This is a genomic window from Luteimonas sp. MC1825 (assembly GCF_014764385.1).
Classification (GTDB): Bacteria; Pseudomonadota; Gammaproteobacteria; order Xanthomonadales; family Xanthomonadaceae; genus Luteimonas.
Map to the genome: position 1 here is coordinate 1684713 of NZ_CP061714.1, position 20505 is coordinate 1705217.

The 20505-nt window shown below is 71.6% G+C and carries 19 protein-coding genes, 1 tRNA gene and 1 pseudogene; 4 read left to right on the forward strand and 17 right to left on the reverse strand.

Annotation, left to right across the window (positions count from 1 at the left end):
• Positions 1-54: 54 nt before the first annotated feature.
• The 15 genes and pseudogenes from IDM46_RS07710 to prmB all read right to left on the reverse strand — a co-directional run.
• Positions 55-139, reverse strand: a tRNA-Leu gene (locus tag IDM46_RS07710).
• 63 nt (positions 140-202) lie between these two features.
• Complete coding sequence (gene secG / locus IDM46_RS07715) at positions 203-649, reverse strand: preprotein translocase subunit SecG (RefSeq protein ID WP_182820799.1); 447 nt, start codon at positions 647-649, stop codon at positions 203-205.
• 24 nt (positions 650-673) lie between these two features.
• On the reverse strand, positions 674-1426 hold the full coding sequence (tpiA, locus tag IDM46_RS07720) for a triose-phosphate isomerase (RefSeq protein WP_185115372.1): 753 nt from the start codon (positions 1424-1426) through the stop codon (positions 674-676).
• 65 nt (positions 1427-1491) lie between these two features.
• Complete coding sequence (locus IDM46_RS07725) at positions 1492-2445, reverse strand: isopenicillin N synthase family oxygenase (protein ID WP_185115373.1); 954 nt, start codon at positions 2443-2445, stop codon at positions 1492-1494.
• Positions 2446-2520: 75 nt separating this feature from the next.
• A complete protein-coding gene (gene glmM / locus IDM46_RS07730; protein WP_182820793.1) occupies positions 2521-3921 on the reverse strand; it encodes a phosphoglucosamine mutase in 1401 nt (466 codons plus the stop codon).
• Entirely contained in the window at positions 3918-4808 is an 891-nt protein-coding gene (gene accD, locus IDM46_RS07735) for an acetyl-CoA carboxylase, carboxyltransferase subunit beta (RefSeq protein ID WP_185115374.1), read from the reverse strand. Before accD ends, glmM begins: the two co-directional genes overlap by 4 nt.
• A gap of 46 nt (positions 4809-4854) precedes the next feature.
• Positions 4855-5679, reverse strand: a complete 825-nt coding sequence (trpA, locus tag IDM46_RS07740; protein WP_182823661.1) for a tryptophan synthase subunit alpha — start codon at positions 5677-5679, stop codon at positions 4855-4857.
• A gap of 8 nt (positions 5680-5687) precedes the next feature.
• Positions 5688-6902 (reverse strand): tryptophan synthase subunit beta, encoded by a 1215-nt coding sequence (gene trpB, locus IDM46_RS07745; protein ID WP_185115375.1) that lies wholly within the window; start codon positions 6900-6902, stop codon positions 5688-5690.
• On the reverse strand, positions 6899-7585 hold the full coding sequence (locus IDM46_RS07750) for a phosphoribosylanthranilate isomerase (RefSeq protein WP_182820787.1): 687 nt from the start codon (positions 7583-7585) through the stop codon (positions 6899-6901). The genes trpB and IDM46_RS07750 overlap by 4 nt, the downstream gene beginning before the upstream one ends.
• A 12-nt stretch (positions 7586-7597) precedes the next feature.
• Positions 7598-8416: a tRNA pseudouridine(38-40) synthase TruA gene (truA, locus tag IDM46_RS07755; RefSeq protein ID WP_182820785.1), complete on the reverse strand. Its 819-nt coding sequence runs from the start codon at positions 8414-8416 to the stop codon at positions 7598-7600.
• Positions 8417-8468: 52 nt separating this feature from the next.
• Positions 8469-10271, reverse strand: coding sequence for a FimV/HubP family polar landmark protein (locus IDM46_RS07760; RefSeq protein WP_223877931.1), 1803 nt, complete (start codon positions 10269-10271; stop codon positions 8469-8471).
• A 106-nt stretch (positions 10272-10377) separates the two neighbouring features.
• Positions 10378-11394, reverse strand: coding sequence for an aspartate-semialdehyde dehydrogenase (locus IDM46_RS07765; protein WP_182820783.1), 1017 nt, complete (start codon positions 11392-11394; stop codon positions 10378-10380).
• Between the two features lie 53 nt (positions 11395-11447).
• Positions 11448-12452 carry a D-glycerate dehydrogenase gene (locus IDM46_RS07770; RefSeq protein WP_182820781.1) on the reverse strand — a complete coding sequence of 335 codons (1005 nt, stop codon included), beginning with the start codon at positions 12450-12452 and terminating at the stop codon, positions 11448-11450.
• Positions 12445-13554, reverse strand: coding sequence for a chorismate synthase (aroC, locus tag IDM46_RS07775; RefSeq protein WP_182820779.1), 1110 nt, complete (start codon positions 13552-13554; stop codon positions 12445-12447). Before aroC ends, IDM46_RS07770 begins: the two co-directional genes overlap by 8 nt.
• Before the next feature lie 130 nt (positions 13555-13684).
• Positions 13685-14599 (reverse strand): annotated as a pseudogene (gene prmB, locus IDM46_RS07780) (50S ribosomal protein L3 N(5)-glutamine methyltransferase); the annotation flags it as partial.
• A 133-nt stretch (positions 14600-14732) separates the two neighbouring features.
• Between prmB and IDM46_RS07785 the strand changes: the two are divergent.
• The 3 genes from IDM46_RS07785 (at position 14733) to IDM46_RS07795 (ending at position 18250) form a co-directional block, all read left to right on the forward strand.
• A complete protein-coding gene (locus IDM46_RS07785) occupies positions 14733-15383 on the forward strand; it encodes an SCO family protein (protein ID WP_185115376.1) in 651 nt (216 codons plus the stop codon).
• A complete protein-coding gene (asd, locus tag IDM46_RS07790; RefSeq protein WP_185115377.1) occupies positions 15380-16228 on the forward strand; it encodes an archaetidylserine decarboxylase in 849 nt (282 codons plus the stop codon). Before IDM46_RS07785 ends, asd begins: the two co-directional genes overlap by 4 nt.
• A gap of 93 nt (positions 16229-16321) precedes the next feature.
• Positions 16322-18250 (forward strand): DEAD/DEAH box helicase, encoded by a 1929-nt coding sequence (locus IDM46_RS07795; protein WP_185115378.1) that lies wholly within the window; start codon positions 16322-16324, stop codon positions 18248-18250.
• A 19-nt stretch (positions 18251-18269) separates the two neighbouring features.
• Here the strand turns inward: IDM46_RS07795 and IDM46_RS07800 are convergent, their stop codons facing one another.
• Together IDM46_RS07800 and IDM46_RS07805 are read right to left on the reverse strand one after the other, a co-directional pair.
• A complete protein-coding gene (locus tag IDM46_RS07800) occupies positions 18270-18446 on the reverse strand; it encodes a hypothetical protein (protein WP_182820768.1) in 177 nt (58 codons plus the stop codon).
• Positions 18443-19192, reverse strand: coding sequence for a sulfurtransferase (locus IDM46_RS07805; RefSeq protein WP_185115379.1), 750 nt, complete (start codon positions 19190-19192; stop codon positions 18443-18445). The genes IDM46_RS07800 and IDM46_RS07805 overlap by 4 nt, the downstream gene beginning before the upstream one ends.
• 124 nt (positions 19193-19316) lie before the next feature.
• Between IDM46_RS07805 and IDM46_RS07810 the strand changes: the two genes are divergently transcribed.
• Positions 19317-20498: an NAD(P)/FAD-dependent oxidoreductase gene (locus IDM46_RS07810; protein WP_185115380.1), complete on the forward strand. Its 1182-nt coding sequence runs from the start codon at positions 19317-19319 to the stop codon at positions 20496-20498.
• Positions 20499-20505 lie beyond the last annotated feature (7 nt).

Genomic DNA, 20505 nt, shown 5'->3' on the forward strand with positions numbered 1-20505 from the left:
CGTTGCTCTTCTACCGCGCAGCGCGACCGGACCGGCCGCGTTTCGCGATGTGTGTGGTGCCCAAGGGGGGACTCGAACCCCCACGACCTAAGCCGCTACCACCTCAAGGTAGTGCGTCTACCAATTCCGCCACCTGGGCAAATCTTCTGTGTCCGCCTCGCCCGCGCAGCAGCGCTGCGGGACCGCGACATTGTAATCGCTATCAGCCGCCCTGCGGACCCTCCTGCGCCGGAACGGGCTGCGCGGGCGCATCAGCCGGAGGCTGCGCGTCGGGTGCCGTGGGCACCGGGGATTGCTCGGGAACGGTCGACGGCGCGGCCGGGACCGTGCCTTGCGGGGCCGCGACAGGCGCGGGTGCCGTCGGAACCTCGGACATCACGCCCAGGTCGACCTGCGTGGCGCCCTGCTGGCGCGCGGAGTTGGTGGCCTGCCACGCCATGAACAGCGTGATGGCGAAGAACGAGATGGCCAGCCACTTGGTGGACTTGGACAGGAAATTGGATGCGCCGCGCGAGCCGAACACCGTCGCCGAGGCGCCACCGCCGAAGCCGGAGCCCGCCGAGGCACCGGCGCCGCGCTGCATCAGGATCAGGGCGACCATCGCGATGGCGATGAGCACGAAGACCACGTTGAGGATGAGGGGAAGCATGTTCTCGACTCTCTTGTGCGCCGCTTACGCGGCCGCCGCTGCAACAATGGCCAGGAAGTCCGTGGCCACCAGCGATGCACCGCCGATCAGGCCTCCATCGACGTCTGGCTGCGAAAACAGCTCGACGGCGTTGGCGGGCTTCACGCTGCCGCCGTAAAGCAGGGGCAGGGAATTCGCAATTCTAGCATCCCGCGAAGCGACCTCGCTACGGATGAATGCATGGATCGCCTGCGCCTGTGCCGGCGTGGCGGTCAGGCCGGTGCCGATCGCCCAGACCGGCTCGTAGGCGACCACCGCATCGGCGAACCCTTCGGCGCCGACCAGGTCCAGCACCGGGCGCAGCTGCGCCGCAATCGCCTCTTCCTCCGCCCCGGACTCGCGCTGCTGCAGCGACTCGCCCACGCAGAGGATCGGCCGCAGCCCCGCGGCCAGCGCGGCCTGGAACTTCGCGGCCACCAGGGCGCTGTCCTCGCAGTGGTACTCGCGGCGTTCCGAATGCCCGACCAGCACATAGCGCGCGCCGACGTCGGCCAGCATGGCCGCGGAAACCTCGCCGGTATACGCACCCTCGCCGTTCACGCCGACGTCCTGCGCGCCGAACGCCAGGCCGCGCCCGGCGAACTGCCTGGCCAGCGCACCCAGGTACGGCATCGGCGGCAGCACGACCACCTCGACCGCGTCACCCGCCAGGCCATCGGCAATGCGGGCGACCAGCCCGCTGGCGAATTCGCGGCTGCCATGCAGCTTCCAGTTGCCGGCGACGATGCGTTGGCGCATTGCGGACCTCGGGGGACGGACGGGCCGGAGATTCTAGGCCGTCCGGCCGCGGAAGGGGTAGCCGCCTACTTCAGCTTGATCTCGCGCAGGCGCTCTTCGAGGTAGCCCTGCGCGGTGATCGGCTCGGGGTAGCGGCTCGGATTGTCGGCGGTCACGCACGAGGGCAGCACGTCGATCAGGAAATCGGGGTTGGGGTGCAGGAAGAACGGCACCGAGTAGCGCGGCTGGCGCGCCAGTTCGCCCGGCGGATTGACCACGCGGTGGATGGTGGACGGATACACGTGGTTGGTCAGGCGCTGCAGCATGTCGCCGATGTTGACCACGATGGTGTCGGCATCCGAGGTGAACGGGACCCACTCGCCCTGGTGCGACAGCACTTCAAGGCCCGCCGCACTCGCGCCAACCAGCAGGGTGATCAGGTTGATGTCGCCATGCGCGCCGGCGCGCACGTTGGGGATGTCGTCGGCGGTGATCGGCGGGTAATGGATCGGCCGCAGGATCGAGTTGCCGGAGTCGGTCTTGTCGGCGAAATAGTCTTCCGGCAGCTCGATGTGCAGCGCCAGCGCGCGCAGCACCTGCGAGCCGAGCGCGTCGAGCGCCTGGTACAGCGCGTAGCCTGCCTCACGGAACGCAGGCACTTCGGCGGGCCAGACGTTGTCGCCCATCACGTCGCGGTACGGGGAGTCGGCGGCGATCTCGCGGCCGATGTGCCAGAACTCCTTCAGGTCGAAGTGCTTGGAGTCCTTGGCCGTCTCCACGCCGAACGGCGTGTAGCCGCGCGCGCCACCGCCGCCCGCCACGTGGTAGCGCTTCTTGACGTCGTCGGGCAGCGCGAAGAACGCCTTGAACGCGGCGTAGGCGTCATCGATCAGCGGCTGGCCGATGCCGTGGTTGCGGATGCCGGCGAATCCCCATTCGCGGTACGCGGCACCGAGCTCGTCGATGAAAGCCTGGCGGTCTTCGGCGCTGGTCGGCTGGGTGAAGCGGCGGATGTCGAGGGTGGGGATCTGCGCGGCCATGACGGGTCTCTGTGGCAACGCGCCCGCAGGATCGCGGGCGCAGGCCGCACATGATACCGCCGCCGGGGCCGCGGCTCAGGCGGCGGCGCGCACGGCCTCGGCGAGGCGCTCGACGGTGGCCCGCACCAGCGCCTCGTCATCGGCCTCGACGGTCACCCGGACCACCGGCTCGGTGCCCGACGGCCGCAGGAACGCCCTGCCCCGCCCGGCCACGGCCTGCTGGGCCTCGGCCAACGCGAGCTGCACACTGGCCGCTTCAGCCGGCCTGGCACCGTTGCCGCAGCGCACGTTGATGGTCTGCTGCGGCGCCTTCTGCAGATCGCGCAGGACATCGCGCAGCGACACGCCGGTGCGCGCCAGCACTTCCAGTACCTGCAGGGCGCTGACGATGCCGTCGCCGGTGGTGGTTCGGTCCAGGCACATCAGGTGGCCGGAAGCCTCGCCGCCGAGGATGCCGCCGTGCTCGACCAGCGCCTGGTGCACGTGGCGGTCGCCGACCTTGCTGCGCATGAATGCAATGCCGCGCGCGGCCAGCGCCTGCTCCAGCGCGTAGTTGGTCATCAGCGTGCCGACCACCGGGCCGCGCAGACGGCCTGTGCGCTGCCAGTCGCAGGCCAGCAGGTAGACGAGGTCGTCGCCGTCGCGGATGGTGCCGGCGTCGTCCACGAACAGCACGCGGTCGCCATCACCGTCGAAGGCGATGCCGAGTTCGGCGCCACTGGCGCGCACGCGTTCCACCAGGGCCTGCGGATGCGTGGAGCCGACCCCGTCGTTGATGTTCAGGCCGTTGGGCTCGGCACCGATCACCTCGACGCGCGCGCCGAGCTCGCGCAGCACCATCGGCCCGACCTGGTAGGTCGCGCCATGCGCGCAGTCGACCACGATGCGCATGCCATCCAGGTCGAAGCTGCGCGGCACGGTGCCCTTGCAGGCCTCGAGGTAGCGGCCCACGGCATCGCGGGTGCGCAGCGCCCTGCCCAGCAGGTCCGAGGCCACGGTCTGGAACGGTTGCTCCAGGGAGGCCTCGATCGCGAGTTCGGTGGCGTCGTCGAGCTTCTCACCCTGCGCGGAGAAGAACTTGATGCCGTTGTCGTGGTGCGGGTTGTGCGATGCGGAGATCACGATGCCGCCGTCGGCGCGCATGGCATGCGTGAGGTGCGCCACCGCCGGCGTGGGCATCGGGCCCATCAGCTGCACGTCGACGCCCGCGGCGACCAGGCCGGCCTCCAGCGCCGCCTCGAACATGTAGTTCGAGATCCGCGTGTCCTTGCCGATCAGCACCAGCGGCTTGCGCCACTCGTCGCCGGCCTTGACCGCGGCGACCAGCGCGTGGCCATACGCGTTGCCGAGGCGGAGCACGAAGTCGGCCGAGATCGGGCCCTCGCCCACGCGGCCGCGGATGCCGTCGGTACCGAACCAGCGGCGCTTGCTGCCGGCCGTGGCGACGTCGGGCACGGGTGTGTTCGCGATGTTCATGCCGTCCGGGTGTCCTCGTCTGCCGCCTGCGGGTATCGCATCATCAACGCGACCAGCGCGGCGATCCGGTCGCGCAGTTCGCGGCGGTCGCAGATCTGGTCGATCGCACCGTGCTCGAGCAGGAACTCCGAGCGCTGGAAGCCTTCGGGCAGGGTTTCGCGCACGGTCTGTTCGATCACGCGCGGGCCGGCGAAGCCGATCAGCGCCTTGGGCTCGGCGAGGTTGATGTCGCCGAGCATGGCGAACGACGCCGACACGCCACCGGTGGTCGGGTGCGTCATCACCGAGATGTAGGGCAGGCCCGCGGCGCGCAGGCGCCCCAGCGCGGCCGAGGTCTTGGCCATCTGCAGCAGCGAATACAGGCTTTCCTGCATGCGCGCGCCGCCGCTGGCCGAGAAGTTCACGAACGGCGAGCCGATCGCGAGCGCGCGTTCGGCGGCCAGGGCGAAGCGTTCACCGACCACCGAGCCCATCGAGCCGCCCATGAAGGCGAAGTCGAAGGCACTGGCGACGATGGCGTGGCCCTTCAGCGTGCCCTCGAACGCCACCAGCGCGTCGCGCTCGCCGGTGGCCTTCTGCGCGGCCTTGATGCGCTCGGAGTACTTTTTCTGGTCACGGAAGCGCAGCACGTCGACCGGGCCGAGCGCTGCACCGATCTCGCGGCCGCTGCCGGCATCGAGCAACGCGGCCAGGCGCGCGCGGGCGCGGATCGCCATGTGGTGGGCGCACTTCGGGCAGACCTCGAGGTTTTCCTCGAGTTCGGGGCGGTACAGCACGGCGCCGCAGCTGTCGCATTTTTCCCACAGCCCTTCCGGGACGCTGCGCTTGCGCGCCGGACCGCTGTCGGTGCGGATGCGGGCGGGCGTGAGTTTCTTCAGCCAGGACATGCGGTACTCGAATCCTTTGCGGCCAGGCCGCGACAAGCCGGGTAGTCTAGCGCAGCGCCCCGGAGCCGCCCGCGGCGTCGAGCGCCTGGCGCAGCGGCGCCAGGAACGCGGCCGCCGCTTCGGCGCCATGCCCCTCGCCCGCGGAGGCCATGGCCTTGACCAGGGCGCTGCCGACCACCACGCCGTCGGCATCGCGGCCCATGGCCACGGCGCTGTCGGCGTCGTGGATGCCGAACCCCACCACCACCGGCACCGTACTGCCGGCGCGGATGGCGCGAAGCTGGCGCGACGCGGCGTCGGCATCCAGGCGCGCCGAATCGCCGGTCACCCCCGCGAAACTGACGTAATACAGGTAGCCCTGCGCCTGTGCGCAGAGCAGCTCGACGCGCGCCGGCGCGGTGGTTGGCGAGGCCAGCAGCACCAGCGCCACGCCGTGCACGGCAAAACCGGCGCGGACGTCGGCGGCCTCTTCGGGCGGCAGGTCGACGAGCAGCATGCCGTCGACGCCCGCGGCACTCGCGGCGGCGGCGAAGGCCTCGGGGCCACGGACCTCGACCGGGTTGAGGTAACCCATCAGCACCACCGGCGTGGTCGTGTCGCGCGCACGGAACGCGCGCACCTGGTCCAGCACCCAGGCCATGCCCGCGCCACGCGCGAGCGCGCGCTCGGAGCTGCGCTGGATGGTGGGACCGTCGGCCATCGGGTCCGAGAACGGCACGCCGACCTCGATCACGTCCGCGCCCGCCGCCACCAGCGCGTGCATCACCGGCACGGTATCGGCCAAACCCGGATCGCCGGCGGTGATGAACGGGATCAGCGCCTTGCGGCCCGCCTGGCGCAGCGCGGCGAAGCGCGCGTCGATGCGCGCGATGCCGGCGTTCAAACCTCCACTCCTTCGCGCGCGGCGATGGTGTGCACATCCTTGTCGCCACGACCCGACAGGTTGCACAGCACGATCGCGTCCCTGGGCATCGTGCGTGCGAGCTTCATCGCCTGGGCGATCGCATGGCTCGATTCCAGCGCGGCCAGGATGCCTTCGGTGCGCGCCAGCAGGTGGAACGCTTCCAGCGCCTCGTCGTCGGTCACGCCGACATACTCGGCGCGGCCATTGTCGGCGAGGAAGGCGTGTTCCGGACCGACGCCCGGATAGTCCAGCCCGGCGGAGATGGAGTGCGTCTCGATCACCTGGCCGTCGTCGTCGCACAGCAGGTAGGTGCGGTTGCCGTGCAGCACGCCCGGGCGGCCGGCGGCGATCGATGCGGCATGGCGGCCGGTCTCGATGCCGTCGCCCGCCGCCTCCGCACCGACCAGGCGCACCGCGCGGTCGTTGAGGAAGGCATGAAAGATGCCGATGGCATTGCTGCCGCCGCCGACGCAGGCGGTGATGGCATCCGGCAGGCGACCGTGTGCATCAAGCATCTGCGCGCGCGCCTCGCGGCCGACCACGGCGTTGAAATCACGGACCATGCGCGGATAGGGATCGGGGCCGGCCACGGTGCCGATGATGTAGAAGGTGCCGGCCACGTTGGTCACCCAGTCGCGCATCGCCTCGTTGAGCGCATCCTTGAGCGTCGCCGAGCCGCTGGTCACCGGCACCACCGAGGCGCCGAGCAGCTTCATGCGGTAGACGTTGATCTTCTGCCGCTCGATGTCGGTGGCGCCCATGTACACCACGCACTCCAGGCCCAGTCGCGCGGCCACGGTGGCGGACGCAACGCCGTGCTGGCCGGCACCGGTCTCGGCGATGATCCGGGTCTTGCCCATGCGGCTGGCAAGCAGCGCCTGGCCGATGGTGTTGTTGATCTTGTGCGCGCCGGTGTGGTTCAGGTCCTCGCGCTTGAGCAGGATGCGCGCGCCGCCGACGTGGCGCGACAGACGCGTGGCCTCGTAGATCGGACTCGGCCGGCCGACGTAGTTGCGCAGGTCGTCCTCGAACGCGGCAATGAACGCCGGGTCGACGCGGGCGGCATCGTAGGCCGCGGCCAGCTCCTCGAGCGGCCCGACCAGGGTTTCGGCGACGAAGCGGCCGCCGTAGCGCCCGAAGTGGCCCTGCGCGTCAGGGAAGGCGTGGAAATCATCGGGCATGCGGGTCATCGCGCGGCCTCCCGTGCGACGGCATCGGTGTCGGGGTCCACGTGGCAGTCGGCGCGGCGCACTTCCTCGACAAAGGCGCGCATGCGCTCGCCGTCCTTGATACCGGCTTCCGATTCGATGCCGCTGCTGGCATCCACGCCCCATGGCAAGGTGGCCAGGATGGCATCGAAGACGTTGCCCGCATGCAGCCCGCCCGACACCAGCGCCGGCTTGCCGATGCGCGGCAGCCGCGCCCAGTCGAACACGCGACCGCTGCCGCCGGTCTGCCCGCCGCCGTGGCTGTCGAACAGGAACGCCACCGCGGCCGGGTGCCCGCCCTCGATGGCGCGCGGGTCGACCGTGGCGCCGCCGCCCATCGGTACGGCCTTGATGTAGGGCACGCCGAAGCCGCGGCAGAACGCGTCATCTTCGTCGCCATGGAACTGCAGCAGGCTGGGCCGCACCTGCTTGACGATTTCGCGCACCTCGTCTGCGGGGTTGTCGCGGAACACCGCGACCGCGTCCACCAGTGGCGCCAGGGCCTGGCGCAGCGCGCGGGCCTCGGCATGGTGCAGCAGGCGCGGGCTGCCGTGTGCGAACACGAAGCCGATGGCGTCGACGCCCAGCTCGCTTGCCAGGCGGACATCGCCGGCGCGGGTCAGGCCACAGAACTTGATGCGGGTGCGGTACAGGGTGCGTGACATGGCATTCGCTGTTCAATACAGGGGCACAGCATGCGCCCCCGGGGTGGGGTGAAGCGTGACTTCGGCCGGCAGGCCGCACTCGGCGGGGTACAGCGGGCCGAGGAACAACAGGCCATCGGGCGGCGCGGTGGCGCCGGCGACGCTGCGGTCGCCACCGGCCAGCAGTTCGGCGATCCAGCCCTCCGGGCGGGCGCCGCAACCGACCTCGAGCAGCGAGCCGACGATGTTGCGCACCATATGATGCAGGAACGCGTTGGCGCGCACTTCCACCACCACCTGCTCGCCGGCGCGGCGGACATCGATCGCCTGCAGGTCGCGGCGCGCGTGCGGGGCCTGGCAGTGCACGGTGCGGAACGCGGAAAAGTCGAACTCGCCGACCAGGGCCTGCGCGGCGCGGTGCATGGCGTCGGCGTCCAGCGGGCGTCGCACCCAGGACAGGTACTGGCGCCCCAACGCCGGGCGCACGGCGCGGTTGAGGATGCTGTAGCGGTAGTGTCGCGCGCGCGCCGAGAAGCGCGCGCTGAAGTCGCCAGCCACCGGCTGGCACCAGCGCACGCACATCGCCGGCGGCAGCAGCGCGCTGGTGCCCAGCACCCAGTTGCGCGGATCGCGCACGGCCCCACTGTCGAAATGCACCACCTGGCACTGCGCGTGCACGCCGGCATCGGTGCGCCCGGCGCACACGGTGGAGACCGGCGCGTCGGCGACGCGCGAGAGGGCCTTTTCCAGCGCGCCCTGCAGGGTCGGGGTGCTTTCCACCCCGTCGCGCGTCAGGCGCTGCCAGCCGGAAAACCCGCTGCCGTCGTATTCGATGCCCAGGGCGTAGCGCATGGCGTGCAGATGTCGGCCCGCGCCGCGGCAGGCCGCGGCGCTGGAGTCGGCGTCAGGCGATCCCGTCCAGCAGGCGCAGTGCTTCGGCGCGCTGCGCGGATTCGCCGCCGTTGGCGACTTCGTGCAGCAGGCCGCGCGCGGTGTCCACGTCACCGAGGTCGAGATAGGCGCGGGCCAGCTCCAGCCGTTCCACGCCGCCCTCGGCCGGTTCCGCGACCGCGGCACCCGGCGCATCCACCGCATGTTGCGGCAGCGCCGGACCGCCGGCGTGCCACGTCGGCGCTCCGACCGGAGCGGAGGCTTCGTTCGCGCCCTCGCCCCCGCGGCCGGCCCCGTACTCGGGCACGACCGGTGCGGCTGCGCCCTCGGCGGGTGCCTCGGCACTGTCGGACACCGCCAGCGCGGCGGCGGTGACAAACCGGGGCCGCTTGGCCGGCGCGGGCCGGCGGCGGGCCAGCAGCCAGGCGATCACCGCAGCCGCGAGCAGGCCGAGCCCGATCCAGGCCCAGGGCATCCCGCCATCCTGCCGCGGCTGGGCCGGCGCAGCGCCGTCGACCGCGGCGCTGGCGGCGGTGCCGGTGCCGGCGTCGGCGTTGGAGCCGGCAAGCCGGTCCTGGGCCGCCGCGAGCTCGCTGTCCTTCAGGCTGATCAGCTGCTGCTGCTGCGCCTGCAAGCGCTCGAGGTCGGCGACCCGGGCCTTGAGTTCGGCCACCTCGGACTCGCGCGCGGCCAGCGCCTCCCGGCCCTGGAGCACTTCCTGTTGCAGTTCCTGTCGCAGCATCTCGCCCTCGCCACCGGCCTGGATGCCGGATCGTACGCCTGCCTGCCGGCCGCCCGGAGCGGACGGCGGCACGATTTCAAGCCTGGCACCCGGCGCCTGCGCGGCCGCGGCGCGGGTCGCGGACGCGTCCGGGCCTTCGCCCGGGGCCTGCGCCGCGACGGGTGCGGCGTCCGTGGCGGCCGCGGCCGGCTGTGGTGTCGGGCGGCGCGTGTCACGCCATTGCGCCACCTGCTCGCGCAGCACCGCGCGCGCCTCGGCCATGTCCTGCCCGGCGACCTCGTCGCGCGACGGCATGCGCAGCACCGCGCCCTGGCGGACCAGGTTGAGGTTGCCGCCGATGAAGGCGGCCGGATTGGCGCGGAACAGCGCGACGATCGCCTGTTCGCGGCTCACGCCGTCGCCGACCAGTGAACCGGCGATCACGCCAAGCGTGTCGCCGGCCTTCACCGGTCCGTACTCGCCGGGCGATGCCTCGACGGCTGCCGGTGCCGGGCGCACCGGGGCCGGCGCCGCGGCGGGCGCCGGCGTGGCGGCGATCGCCTCGGGTTCGGCGATCTCCTGCGTGGCGACAGGCACTTCGGCCGGACGCACGATGGCGTCCGTGGGTGCGGCCCGCGGCGCCTGGATCACCGGCTGCGCGGGCGCGGAGACCGTGCTCGGGGCATCCACCAGCGCCGAGTATTCGCGCACCAGCCTGCCCTGCCCCCAGTCGACCTCGACCAGGAAGGTCAGCAGCGACTCGGTCACCGGGGCGCGGCTGGTGACGCGGATGACCGGATTGCCACGGGCGTCGAGCGCGACCGCGAACTGCAGGTCGGACACGATTCCGCGCGGCGGCTCGAGCCCGATGCGGGCAAATGTGTCGGGCGAAGCGAGTCGCGCCTGCAGGCGGTCGAGTTCGGCCGGATCGCTGGAGATGACCTGGATCTCGGCCAGCAAGGGCTGGTCGCGCTGCGACTTGACCTCGATGCGGCCCAGCCCGAGCGCCAGCACCTGGCCGGCGACCAGTGCCAGCACCAGCCCCAATGCGGCCGCCCAGGCGATCGGGCCTCTAGTTCGCTGCTTCGTGGTCACGCGTTTCCCCGGCAAATCCGCGTCGACTCTAGCCGCGCGGAGGCGCGATTGGCAATGCGCGCGCGCCCACCACACCGTGCGGCACCTCCGCTGGCGAGGTGCGGCCTCACCCTTCGGCCACGACCAGTTCGGCGATCTGCACGGCGTTCAGCGCCGCGCCCTTGCGGATGTTGTCCGACACCACCCACAGGTCCAGCCCGTGGGGATGCGAGAAGTCCTCGCGGATGCGGCCGACAAACACGCCGTCGCGGCCCGACGCATGCGTGACCGGCGTCGGATAGCCGCCCGCCACGCGCTCGTCCACCACCACCACGCCGGGGGCGGCCTCCAGCAGTGCACGTGCCTCGGCGACGGTGATGTGCCCGCGGGTCTCGATGTGCAGGGCCTCGGAATGGCCGTAGAAGACCGGCACCCGCACCGCGGTCGCGTTCACCTGGATGGAGGCGTCGCCGAGGATCTTGCGCGTCTCCCAGACCAGTTTCATCTCCTCGCGGGTGTAACCGTTGTCCAGGAACTCGTCGATATGCGGGATCAGGTTGAACGCGATCTGCACCGGGAAACGCTGCGGATCGGCTTCCTGGAAGCCGAGCAATGCGGCGGTCTGCCGGCCGAGTTCCTCGAGTGCACCGCGCCCCGCGCCCGACACCGACTGGTAGGTCGCCACGTTGATGCGCTCGATGCCGACGCTGCGATGGATCGGCGCCAACGCCACCAGCATCTGCATGGTCGAGCAGTTGGGGTTGGCGATGATCCCGCGCGGGCGGTACTTCACCGCTTCCGGATTGACCTCGGCGACCACCAGCGGCACGTCGTCGTCCAGGCGGAACGCCGAGCTGTTGTCGACCACCACCGCGCCGGCCGCGGCGAAGCGCGGCGCGAATTCCTTCGACACCGCGCCGCCGGCGGCGAACAGGGCGATGTCCACGCCCGCCGGATCGAAGCCCGCGAGATCGCGGATGACCACTTCGTTGTCGCCGAAATCGATCGTCCCACCGGCCGAGCGTTCGCTGGCCAGCGCCACCAGCTCGCCCACGGGGAACGCGCGTTCGGCCAGCAGCGCCAGCATCGCCTCGCCCACCACGCCGGTCGCACCGACCACCGCCACCCTGTACTGCCTGCCCATTGTCGCTCCACGTGATTCCCGCGGCGGAGCCGTGGGGGCGTGGATTATCGCAGTCAGCGGCGGCCGGCGTCGGGGCGGGGCCGGATCGGCGTCGGCGGACGGCCGGCGTGCGGTCCCCGGCCCAGGGCCGCCACCAGGTTGTCCACCGCCAGAGAAACCATCGCGCGGCGCGTGGCCAGCGTGGCGCTGGCGATGTGCGGGGTCAGCACCACGTTGCGGCAGCCCAGCAGGCGCGGATTGACGACGGGCTCGCCTTCGAACACGTCCAGCCCTGCCGCGGCGAGCCGCCCACCCGCGAGCGCGTCCGCAAGCGCGTCCTCGTCGACCAGGCCCCCGCGGGCGATGTTGGTCAGCGTGGCGCCGGGCCGCATGCGCGCCAGCGCGGCGGCATCGATGATGTGGTGGTTCGCGGCGGAGTACGGCAACACCAGGACCAGGTGGTCCGACGTCGCCAACAGCGTATCGCGGTCGACATACGCCGCGGCGCAGTCACGCTCGACGCTGTCCGGGAGCCGGTTGCGGTTGTGGTAGAGCACGCGCATGTCGAAACCTCGGGCGCGCCGCGCGATGCCCTGGCCGATCCGGCCCATGCCGAGGATGCCCAGCGTGCTGCCATGGATCCCGGTGCCGAGCAGCTCGTGGAAGCCCCAGCCCTGCCAGTTGCCTGCGCGCAGCCAGTGCTCCGCCTCGGTGATCCGTCGCGCCGTGGCCATCATCAACGCGAACCCGAAGTCGGCGGTGGTTTCGGTAAGGACGTCCGGCGTGTTGGTGGCGACGATGCCGCGCGCGTCCAGCGCCGCGATGTCGAGGTTGTTGTAGCCCACGCCGACATTGGCCACGGCGCGCAGCCGCGGTGCGCCGGCGACCTCGGCCGCGCCGATGCGGTCGTTGAGCGTGACCAGGGCGCCATCGACGTCGGCCAGCGCGGCGGCGATCGCCCCCGGCGCATGGTCGGTGACGCGTGCCGTGCGGCTGACGTCGAACCAGTCGTCCAGCCGCGCCTCGATGTCCCCGTACAGGGGCTGGGACACCCACACCCGCGGCCTGGCTTCAGACATCGCCGGCCGGGTCGGTGCCCGCCGGGATGCGCGGCGACACCATGCCCACGTCGCCACACTGGGCGCGGTGGCGCAGGGCCTGGTCGACCAGCACCAGTGCCAGCATCGCCTCGCAGATCGGCGTGGCGCGGATGCCGACGCAGGGATCGTGGCGGCCGGTGGTGACCACGTCGACGACGTTGCCGCCGGCATCCAGCCCGGCCACGGGCAGGCGCAGGCTGGAGGTCGGCTTGAAGGCCACCGAGCACACCACCTGCTGGCCGCTGCTGATGCCGCCGAGGATGCCGCCGGCGTGGTTGGACGCGAAGCCGCCCGGCGTCATCGCGTCGCGATGCACGCTGCCCGCCTGCGCCACCGACGCGAACCCGTCGCCGATCTCCACGCCCTTGACGGCGTTGATCGACATCATCGCTGCGGCAAGCTCCGCATCGAGCTTGCCGTACACCGGCTCGCCCCAGCCGGGTGGCACGCCGTCGGCGACCACCGTGACGCGCGCGCCGACCGAGTCGCCGGACTTGCGCAGCGCATCCATGTAGGCCTCGAGTTCGTCCACCTGCGCGGCATCCGGCCAGAAGAACGGATTGCCCTCCACCGCGCTCCAGTCGTGGCCGCGCGGCAGCATCTCGCCGATCTGCGCGAGGTGGCCACGCACGCGCACGCCGTGGCGCGCGGCCAGCCATTTCTTCGCCACCACGCCGGCGGCCACCCGCATCGTGGTCTCGCGCGCCGAGCTGCGCCCGCCGCCCCGCGGGTCGCGGATGCCGTACTTCTGCCAGTAGGTGTAGTCGGCGTGCCCCGGACGGAACTGCGTGGCGATGGACGCGTAGTCCTTGCTGCGCGCGTCGGTGTTGCGCACCAGCAATGCGACCGGCGTGCCGGTGGTGGTGCCCTCGTAGACGCCCGAGAGGATCTCGACGGCATCGTCCTCGCGCCGTGCCGAGGTGTGCCGCGTGCGCCCGGTGGCGCGACGCGCGAGGTCATGGGCGAAATCCTCCGCGGCCAGCGCGATGCCGGGCGGGCAGCCATCGATCACGCAGCCGATCGCCGGCCCGTGCGACTCGCCGAAGGTGGTGACGCGGAACAGCTGGCCGAAGGTGTTCATGGCCCTGGCCCCGGGACGCGCTCGGTGTCCGCGGGCCGCGGCATCAGAACAGGCCGCCGGCGGCCGTGCCCCCGTCCGCGCGAGCCGCTGTGGCCGCTGTAGCCGCGGCCGCCGGACGCACGCCCGCCTCGCGGGCATCGGCCAGCACGCGGATCCGCGCGTTGTGCGTCACCAGGTCATGGCGTTCGACCACGAACACGCCCATCTGACCGACCTTGAACTCGACCCACATCAGCGGCAGCTCCGGCAGCAGCGCGGTCAGCGCGTGCTCCGCCTCGCCGACTTCGCAGACCAGCACGCCGTCGTCGGTGAGGTGCAGCGGCGCATCGCGCAGGATGCGCAGCACCAGGTCCAGGCCGTCATCGCCGGCGCGCAGGCCGAGCTCGGGCTCGTGGGCGTATTCGCGCGGCAGCGCATCGGTCTCGGCGTTGGTGACGTACGGCGGGTTACTGACGATCAGGTCGTAGTGCTCGCCCTGCAGGGCGGAGAACAGGTCCGACCGCAGGAAGCGCGCGTTGCGCACCAGCAGGCGTTTCTCGTTCTCCGCGGCCAGCGCCAGCGCGTCGTCACTCAGGTCCACGCCGTCGACATGCCATTCCGGGTTGTAGTGCGCCATCGCCAGCGCGATGCAGCCGGAGCCTGTGCACAGGTCCAGCGCGCGGTGGACATCGCGGCCGCCCAGCCACGGCTCGAACCCACCTTCGATCAGCTCGGCGATCGGCGAGCGCGGCACCAGGGCGCGCGGGTCGGACTTGAAGCACAGCCCGGCGAACCAGGCCTCGCCGGTCAGGTAGGCGACCGGCGTGCGCTCTTCGATGCGGCGGATGAAGAGCTCCAGCACGTCTTCCTTCTCGGCTTCGGTCACCCGTGCCTGGCCGTACACCGGGCTCAGGTCATGCGGCAGGTGCAGCGCATGCAGGGTCAGGTGCGTGGCTTCGTCGAGCGCGTTGTCGTAGCTGTGGCCGAAGGTCAGCCCGGCTGCATTGAAGCGGCTGGCGCCGTAGCGGATCAGGTCGATGATGGTCTGGAGCTGCTGGGTCGTCATGGTGCGTGGTCACGGCGCTTTCGGCGCGGTTTCGCAGTATAGGCGAAGCTCCCGCAGGCTCGCGGGCGTGGTCGCGGGTGCCGTGCCACGGGCCGGCTATGATGGCGGCCCCCGGTTTCCGCGTCGGTTCTCCATGTTCAATCGCACCACTCTCCTCGTCCTCGCCGTGGCACTGGCCGCCGGTCTCGGCCTGGTCGCATCTCAGTTTTGGTTCCCGGGCGCGCCGAAGCCGGCCGCGGGTCCGGAGCTGCAGGCCGTGCGCCTGTTCCCGCAGCCGCGGGTGCTGCCGGCGTTCGCGCTGCAGCAGTCGGATGGCACGCAGCTGGTGCCGGGCGAGCTCAACGGCCATTGGACGCTGGTGTTCCTGGGCTTTACCCACTGCCCTGATGTCTGCCCGACCACGCTCGCCGAACTGGCGCGCGCACAGGCGGAATGGGAGACGCTGCCGGACGGCGTGCGCCCGCGGGTCCTGTTCGTATCGGTCGATCCGGAGCGCGACACGCCGGACCGGATCGGCGAGTACGCGCACCACTTCCACCGCGACACGCTGGCCGCGACCGCCGACATCCCCACGCTGGAAGCGTTCGCCCGGTCCCTGTCGCTGGTGTTCATGAAGGCGCCCGCCGCCGATGGCGCGCCGGCCGACCAGTACAGCATCGACCACTCCGCGGCGATGGCCGTGCTCGACGCGGAGGGCCGCATGGCCGGCGTGGTGCAGCCGCCGTTCGACCCGGCCGCGATCGCCGCCGACCTCGCCGCGCTGACCGGCGTGCAGGCACGATGAGCCTCGTCACCCGGCTCACCTACGCACTGCCGCATCGCCTGGCCTCGTCGCTGGCGCGCCGCCTGGCGTACTCCGACCATCCGCGCGTCAGCCGCTGGCTGATCGACACCGTGGTCGAGCGCTTCGGGGTCGACCTGGACGAAGCGGCGCAGCCCGACCCGGCCGCCTACCCGACCTTCAATGCGTTCTTCACCCGCGCCCTGCGCCCGGGCGCGCGCGCGGCCGATCCCGACCCCGCGGCGCTGGTGATGCCGGCGGATGGCCGCATCAGCCAGTGCGGCGCCATCGAGGGCGGCCGCATCTTCCAGGCCAAGGGGCAGTCGTTCACCGCCACCGAACTGCTGGGCGATGCGGTGGCGGCCGCGCCCTACCGGGACGGCCTGTTCGCTACCGTGTACCTGTCGCCGCGTGACTACCACCGCGTGCACATGCCCTGGGGCGGGCGGCTGATGCGCACGGTGCACGTGCCCGGCCGCCTGTTCAGCGTGGGCCCGGCCGCGGTCGCGCACGTGCCGCGCCTGTTCGCCCGCAACGAGCGCCTGGTCTGCCATTTCGACACCGATTTCGGACCGATGGCCGTGGTCATGGTCGGCGCGTTGCTGGTGTCCGGCGTGGAGACCGTGTGGAGTGGCGAGGAGATCCCGGCCTATGGCCACGCCATCACCAGCAAGGAATACGGCGCCGGCAAGGTCGTCGAACTGCGCCGTTTCGAGGAAATGGCGCGCTTCAACTACGGCTCCACGGTGATCGTGTTGCTGCCGCCGGGCGTGGCGGAACTCGCCCCCGGCCTGGTTGCGGAAGGTGCCGTGCGGCTCGGCGAGCGACTGGCGACGCGCCTGGGCTGAGCCCCGCTCCGCGACAGGATTTCTCAGGCACACGGTCGGGCGCGTAGAATGCGCCCCCTGCAAGGCCGTCCCGGCCCCGCCCAAGGCCGACTCATGAGCACCGAAGCCACCACCCCCGACACCCCATCCTTCTCCGACCTGGGTCTGCCGGGTCCACTGCTGCAGGCGCTGTCCGCCGTCGGCTACGAGACCCCCTCGCCGATCCAGGCCGCCACCATTCCGCCGCTGCTGGCCGGCCGCGACGTGCTCGGCCAGGCGCAGACCGGCACCGGCAAGACCGCCGCGTTCGCCCTGCCCGCGCTGGCGCGCATCGACCCCGCGCAGCGCAAGCCGCAGGTCCTGGTGCTGGCGCCGACGCGCGAGCTGGCGATCCAGGTCGCCGAGGCCTTCCAGAAATACGCCGCGCACATGCCCGGCTTCCAGGTGCTGCCGATCTACGGCGGACAGGGCTATGCGCCGCAGTTGTCCGCGCTCAAGCGCGGCGTGCAGGTGATCGTCGGCACGCCCGGCCGCGTGATCGACCACCTCAACCGCGGTTCGCTGGACCTGTCCGAGCTGCGCTGCCTGGTGCTCGACGAAGCCGACGAGATGCTGCGCATGGGCTTCATCGACGACGTCGAGGCGGTGCTGAAGAAGACCCCCGAAACGCGCCAGGTGGCGCTGTTCTCGGCGACCATGCCGCAGCAGATCCGGCGCATCGCGCAGACCTACCTGAAGGACCCGGTCGAGATCGCCATCAAGGCGACCACCACCACCGCGGCCAACATCCGCCAGCGCTACTGGATGGTCAGCGGCACCAACAAGCTCGACGCCCTCACCCGCATCCTGGAGGCCGAACCCTTCGACGGCATGCTGGTGTTCGCGCGCACCAAGCTCGGCACCCAGGAACTGGCCGAGAAGCTCGCGGCGCGCGGCCTGTCCGCGGCCGCGATCCACGGCGACGTGGAGCAGAAGCAGCGCGAGAAGATGGTGCAGTCACTGAAGGACGGGCGCATCGACATCCTGGTGGCGACCGACGTGGCCGCGCGCGGGCTCGACGTCGACCGCATCAGCCACGTGCTGAACTACGACATCCCCTACGACACCGAGAGCTACGTGCACCGCATCGGCCGCACCGGCCGCGCCGGGCGCAGCGGCGAGGCGATCCTGTTCGTGGCGCCGCGCGAGCGCGGCATGCTCGGCGCGATCGAGCGCGCCACGCGGCAGAAGATCGAGCCCATGCAGCTGCCGAGCGTCGACGCGGTCAACGACCAGCGCGTGGCGCGCTTCCTGGGCCGAATCGGCGAGGCGCTGGAATCGGATTCCGACCTGGCGATGTACCGCAGCCTGGTGGAACGCTACGAGAGCGAGCACAACGTGCCGCTGGTGGAGATCGCCGCGGCGCTGGCCAAGATGGTGCAGGGAGACACGCCGCTGCTGCTGGTGGCACCGCCCGAGCGTGCGCAGTACGAGCGCCCGCAGCACGAGCGCGCGCAGGGCCCGCGCCCGCCGCGCGACGACGGCTACGCGCCGCGTGGCCGCGAGCAGGCGCCGCGCCATGAGCGCGCGCCGCATTCCGCCGTTGCCGGCGAACCCGGCGCAGCCTCCTTCGACCGCGCACCGCGCCCGCCGCGCGACGCGCCGGACGTCGGCATGGAGACCTTCCGCATCGAGGTGGGCCACAGCCACGGCGTGCAGCCGGGCAACATCGTCGGCGCGATCGCCAACGAGGCCGACCTCGAGAGCCGCTACATCGGCCGCATCGACATCCGCGACAACTACAGCCTGGTCGACCTGCCCGAAGGCATGCCACACGAGCTGATGGAGCACCTGAAGAAGGTGTACGTGGGCGGGCAGCCGCTGAAGATCCGCCGTGCCGAACCCGCCGATTCGGCCGGTGGCAGCGCGGGCCGTCCGGGCAAGCGCCCGTTCTCGCCGCGTCCGCCCGGTGACCGTCCGCGGCCGGCGGGCGCGCGTGGCCCGCGCCCGCCATTCCCGCCGCGCACCCCGCACCGCAAGGGTCCGCCGCGCGGCGAAGGCTGAGATCCGCGCGCGGGCCGGGTCACGGTCCCAGGACGTGCACCACCTCGGCCAGCTCCGGCCAGCCGAGGAGCGGCGCCAGCAACCAGTACGCCGCCACGACCACCACGATCCACAGCGCGATCTTCATCACCACGCCGACCACCTTGAACAGCAGGTAGAGCGCGACGATCACGGCCATCAGGGCCAGCCAGCTCATGCCCGTGCTCCCTCGGGCGCGGTGACCGGCCGCAGTGCCGGATCCAGCGCGACGCGTTCGTCGAACACGAAGCAGTGGCCGTCGTAGCCGAAGCCGCCGACCTGTTCGAAGTACCCCAGGATCCCGCCATCCAGCTGCAGCGCATGGGCGAAGCCGTTCACGCGCATCCACGGCACCGCCTTCTCGCAGCGGATGCCGCCGGTGCAGAAGCCGACCACGGTGGCATCGGCCAGCGCCTCGCGATGGGCGTCGAGGGCCTCCGGCAGGTCGGTGAAATTGTCGATCGGCAGCGCGACCGCACCGCTGAAGCTGCCGTGGCCGACTTCCTCGCGGTTGCGGGTGTCGAGCAGGACCACGCGGCGGCCGTCGTCGTCGCGGCCGGATTCCAGCCAGCGCGCCAGCGTGTGCGGCGTGACCGACGGTGCGCGCCCGTCCAGCGGCGAGGCATCGTGGCGGCGGAAACTGATGATCTCCGGCTTCACCTTGACCTTGAGGCGCGCGAACGGCGCGGTGTCGCTGCGGCTGCGCTTGGCCTGCAGGGTGGCGAAACGGGGATCCTCGCGAAGCGCGCCAAGGAAGGCGTCGATCGCTTCTCCGTTTCCCGCGAGGAACAGGTTGATGCCCTCGGCCGCGACCAGCACGGTCCCGAGCAGGCCGTCGGACATCGCGCGGGCGCGCACGTGGGCGGCGACCACGCCGGGGTCGTCGATGGCGACGAAGTGATAGGCGGCGATGCTAATGAACATCGCGGCATTCTACGTGCGCCACGCTATCCTTTGCGGCAATGAGCAGCTACCACGGCCCGCGCGCCAGCGTCCGCGGCGACGCGATCCGGAACACGACACACCAGCGGCGCGGGTCGCGCGCGGCATGAGCGACACCTGCGACGTGCTGGTGATCGGCGCCGGCGCCGCCGGCCTGATGTGCGCGGCCACCGCCGGCCAGCGCGGCCGCCGTGTGCGCGTGGTCGAACGCGCCAACAAGGTTGGCAAGAAGATCCTCATGTCCGGCGGCGGGCGCTGCAACTTCACCAACACCGGCACCTCGCCCGCCAACTTCCTGTCGGCCAATCCGCACTTCTGCAAGTCTGCGCTGGCGCGCTACACGCCGGCGGACTTCATCGCCCTGGTCGACGGCCACGGCATCGCCTGGCACGAGAAGGAACTCGGCCAGCTGTTCTGCGACGAGTCCGCGAAACTCATCGTGAAGATGCTGCTCGACGAGTGCGCGCAGGCCGGCGTGGCACTGGACGTCGGCTGCGACGTGCACGTCGTGCAGCGCGCGGGCGACGGCTTCGTGGTCGAGACCGGCCGCGGCCGGGTCACCACGCAGTCGCTGGTCGTGGCCAGTGGCGCGCTGTCGATCCCGAGCCTGGGCGGCAGCGGCTTCGGTTACGCGCTGGCGCGCCAGTTCGGGCATGCGGTGCTGCCCACGCGCGCCGGACTGGTGCCGCTGACCCTGAGCGGGGTGCACGCCGAGCGCCTCGAGGGGCTGAGCGGCCTCTCGCTGCAGGTGGAAGCGGCGAGCCGCGGGCAGGCCTTCCGCAACGCCATGCTGGTCACCCACCGCGGGCTCAGCGGCCCGGCCATGCTGCAGGTGTCCTCGTACTGGGAGCCGGGTGAGCCTCTGGTCATCGACCTGATGCCGGGAGTCGACGCGTCCGCCCTGCTGAGGGGCGCGCGCGCGGAACGTCCGGCGACCGAACTGCGCACGCTGCTGGCCGAACACCTCCCGCGGCGCTTCGCGCAGCGCCTGTGCGAGCACTGGATGGAGAGCCGGCCCCTGCGCCAGTACGGCGATCGCGAACTGGACACCATTGCGGCCACGCTCGCGCACTGGCCGATCGTCGCCAGCGGCACCGAGGGCTATCGCACCGCCGAGGTCACCCTGGGCGGCGTGGACACCGACGGCCTGTCGTCATCCACCATGATGTCGCGCAGCATGCCCGGCCTGTTCTTCGTCGGCGAGGTGGTCGACGTCACCGGCTGGCTGGGCGGCTACAACTTCCAGTGGGCGTGGGCGTCGGGCCACGCCGCGGGCGAGGTCGCCTGATTCCGGG